The 3,801-nt window shown below is 61.9% G+C and carries 2 protein-coding genes and 1 pseudogene; 2 read left to right on the forward strand and 1 reads right to left on the reverse strand.

The window, feature by feature from the left end; genetic code table 11:
- Positions 1-115 precede the first annotated feature (115 nt).
- Positions 116-756: pseudogene (locus tag ACFW16_RS35845) on the forward strand (IS630 family transposase); the annotation flags it as partial.
- On the opposite strand, the gene ACFW16_RS35850 reads toward ACFW16_RS35845, so the two are convergent.
- Complete coding sequence (locus ACFW16_RS35850) at positions 716-1,189, reverse strand: hypothetical protein (protein WP_380313884.1); 474 nt, start codon at positions 1,187-1,189, stop codon at positions 716-718. The pseudogene ACFW16_RS35845 and the gene ACFW16_RS35850 overlap by 41 nt on opposite strands.
- A 482-nt stretch (positions 1,190-1,671) precedes the next feature.
- On the opposite strand from ACFW16_RS35850, the gene ACFW16_RS35855 reads away from it, so the two are divergent.
- Positions 1,672-3,306, forward strand: a complete 1,635-nt coding sequence (locus tag ACFW16_RS35855) for a calcium-binding protein (protein WP_380313885.1) — start codon at positions 1,672-1,674, stop codon at positions 3,304-3,306.
- The last annotated feature ends 495 nt before the right edge of the window (positions 3,307-3,801 follow it).

Raw genomic sequence — 3,801 nt, forward strand, 5'->3', positions numbered from 1 at the left:
ACCCCGACAGCAGCTCGTCCAGAAGCTCCGGTCGCAGTGTCGTCATTGCAGGTCCTCCACTACTAAATATTGGACCCACAGCCTTCACTTACACAAGATACCGGACATTCTCCAGATGGGCTACCGCAAGCTCTCCGCCCGGCCGCGCCATCACGCCCAAGACCCGGCCGCCGCCGCGGCGTTCAAAAAAACTTCCCGGCCCGCGTGGCAGAGATCGCCGCACGCCATCCGGGCCAGCCGATAGAGATCTGGTTCCAAGATGAGGCTCGGATCGGCCAGAAGAACAAGATCACCCGGCGCTGGGCCAGGCGTGGCACCCGCCCCGCAGCCCCGCACGACCAGCGCACCCGCTCGGCCTACATCTCCGGCGCCATCTGCCCGAAGGAGGGCAAGGGCGCCGGCCTGGTCCTGCCCCGCTGCACCACCGGGGCGATGCAGTTGCACCTGGACGAGATCGCCCAGGCCGTGGCCCCGGGCGCCCACGCCGTCGTCCTGCTCGATCAGGCCGGCTGGCACATGACCGACAAGCTGGCCGTGCCGGCCAACATCACCCTGCTGCCGATCCCGGCCCGCTCGCCCGAGCTCAACGCCGCCGAGAACGTCTGGCAGTTCCTCCGGGAGAATTGGCTCTCCAACCGGGTCTTCAAGTCCTACCGCGACATCCTCGATCACTGTTGCTTCGCCTGGAACAGGCTCATGGCCCAGCCTTGGAAAATCATGTCCATCGGCCTCCGACAATGGGCTCATGGGTCATGAATTCCGCAGGCTGGTATAAGCCATCTGGGACGCGCGTTACTCCGTTGATGCTAATTGTTGTCTTAGCACCAATATCGTAGACGGCACGGACAGCGTCCTCACCGACTTTGCCGACTTGGTTTGGGGTTAGGCCGCCGACGACGGGTGCGGCTGTTTTCGCTGCTCGCAACTCGGCAGCGAGGCCGATGAGGCTTCTGGCCCCTGCGAGCACTCGGCCAGCCAGCGCGCCGGGCGGCGTGCCAGTGCCCTGCACTGACATCGCCACGCCATCGATGCTCGGGCCATAGGGATCGAGCGCCGCCGCAGCACCGACGACGGGGCCAGCTACCAGATTCTCACCGCTGGCTACGAGATTGCCGAATGCCCCCAGGCCATATGCGGCGCTGGGATCAACCGCCGGAACAGGCCGCTCAACCGACAGGTCGGCATCCAACCCTCCCTCAGTAGAGTCTTGCGGCCTTCCTCACAACTTTGCGACAGAGGCATCGCACGAGGCCGGGGCATGTGAAGGCAGGTCGCCGAATGTGCGATCGTGGCTGACCAAGGGGGCTGCAACGCAGGGTCTGTGTGCGGACGGAGTCTATTTGTCTCAAATTGCATATATTCTGGCATGGATCGTCAACTGCCTGCGCACCTTCTTGGATCCAAGAAGGTTTATGGTCCGGCATGAACTCAACTGAGGGGGCGGGTGGCCGCTGCTGCGTCAGGTCTCTGGTGTGGTTTCGGGCAGAGGGTGGCTGCGGTGGTTGAAGCAGTTGGAATCGTGCCATTCGGCATCGCCGATGGCAATGTGCATTCTGCGTGCATTCTGCCGGCTGCCGGACCGAATCCCGCCTCATCTGAACGTGGGCTGTCATCAGTGATTCCTGTGTTTTGAGTTCTTTGGTAGATCATGCTTAGAAGGGTTGTGAAGAAATGGCCATCTCTAACGATCTGAAGAAGGTTCTCGGAATTCAGAACGAATTCTATGGAACATCTGCCAGGGATATAATTACGGGAACCGATGGGAACGACTATATCGAAGCAAAATCGGGCGGAAGTGGGGCTTGGGGTGGCCCTTTTGCTGGTGGAAATAATTACGAATTCTTGAATGGGAATGGCGGAAACGATACGATCGGCTATTCGGAGTCGTCAGGGGCTGTCACGATAGACCTCAGCAAGCCTGAGGCGTTCTATCAAGGTGAATCATGGCTTCACTGGTTTGCGAATAATACTCTTGGGGTAGTGTGGCGTGGTGTCGAGGCTCTTGGCCATACTGTATTTTCTTTTGGGGGGGTTAACGAGTGGGACAAGGTGTTTGTTGATAACAATTATTTCGCCATTCATGCCACGGGCGGCGACGCCGAAGGGACGGATGGGAAAGATGTCGACGTCGCCATTGGGTTCGAGAATGTGGCCGGGTCCAACCACGACGACAGCCTGACCGGCGACGAGACAAACAACAAGCTGGCCGGCTTGGACGGCAAAGATATCTTGAGTGGTGGGGATGGTGACGATCTTCTGATCGGCGGCGTCGGAGCTGATCAGCTCGACGGCGGCGCTGGCATCGACACTGCCAGCTATTTCGACAGCGCCAACGGCGTTTCCGTGAACCTGGCCACCGGCCACGGCACCAGCGGCACCGCCACCGGTGACACCTTGATCTCGATCGAGAGTGTGCAGGGCTCTGCCTACGCCGATACCCTGGTCGGCAACAGCGTTGCCAACCACATCAGCGGCGGTGCCGGTGACGATACTCTCCGCGGCGGCGCGGGAGCCGACTATCTCAACGGCGGCACCGGTTTCGACACCGCCAACTATTCCGACAGCGCCGAGGACGTTTCCGTGAACCTGGCCACCGGCCACGGCACCAGCGGCACCGCCACCGGCGACACATTGATCTCGATCGAGGGTGTGCAGGGCTCTGCCTACGCCGATACCCTGATCGGCAACAGCGCCGCCAACCACATCGGCGGTGGTGCCGGTGACGACACCCTCCGCGGCGGCGCGGGAGCCGACCATCTCGACGGCGGCGCCGGTTTCGACACCGTCACTTACTTCGACAGCCCCAAGGGCGTTTCCGTGAACCTGGCCACCGGCCACGGCACCAGCGGCACCGCCTACAACGACACCTTGATCTCGATCGAGGGCGTCAGAGGCTCCGGCTACAACGACACGTTGATCGGCAACAGTGCCGCCAACACCCTGTTCGGCTCGTACGGGAAGGATGCGCTGACCGGTGGGGCCGGCGGGGACCGCTTCATCTTCGAGTCCGCCCGCGACACTGCTGTCGGGTTCAAGAATGCCGATCGGATCACCGATTTCAACAGCGCTCAAGGGGACGTGATCGACCTGTCGAAGATCGACGAGAACGGCAGCAACGACATCGGCAACGGCAACTTCAATTTTATTGGCACCGGCGCCTATACCAAGCACGCTGGCGAGTTGCGCTACGACGTCGTCGGCCACGATGTCGTCATCGGCGGCGACATCAATGGCGACGGCGTCTCCGACTTCAACATCGTGCTCAGCGATGTCGCCAGCCTAAAGTTCTCCGACTTCGTGCTGTAGCGGTAGCCCGGCCCGGTGCCGACGTCCTCGGCACCGGGCCTCATCATTGCTGGAGGACCAACGACGCTGTCACGGGTGAGAGCCGGGCCAGCGTCTCCAGCTGCCGCCGGCGGACAGTGATGTCGACTTCGGGGGTGGCGGAGCTGCGCCGATGGGAGGCGCTCCCGTAAGCAGACCCATCGAGCGGAGGGACGGGGAAGGTGTTGGCCCACGACACCTCCCCATTCCCCTCGGCGGAACGGCAATGGCCTCGTCCGGCTTGAGGCTGGCCGAGGAGGGATATGTCTGGAAGGTGGTGAAGCCTCACTGCCGGCGCCGCACGAACGTCGAGGTGACCAAGATTGGTCGAATGAGATCATCGAGGGTGCTTGCTTTGCTTTCGGCGCTTGGGAGGCTGAAATGTACGCGTGATGTGGAGGCCGCCTGCCGTCGGAGGAGAGGAGGCTCCAGGATGGTGTCCACCATCAGCGTTGGTGGACACCATGGTGGAGTGGA

It is taken from the genome of Inquilinus sp. NPDC058860 (assembly GCF_042743185.1).
Taxonomy (GTDB): domain Bacteria; phylum Pseudomonadota; class Alphaproteobacteria; order DSM-16000; family Inquilinaceae; genus Inquilinus.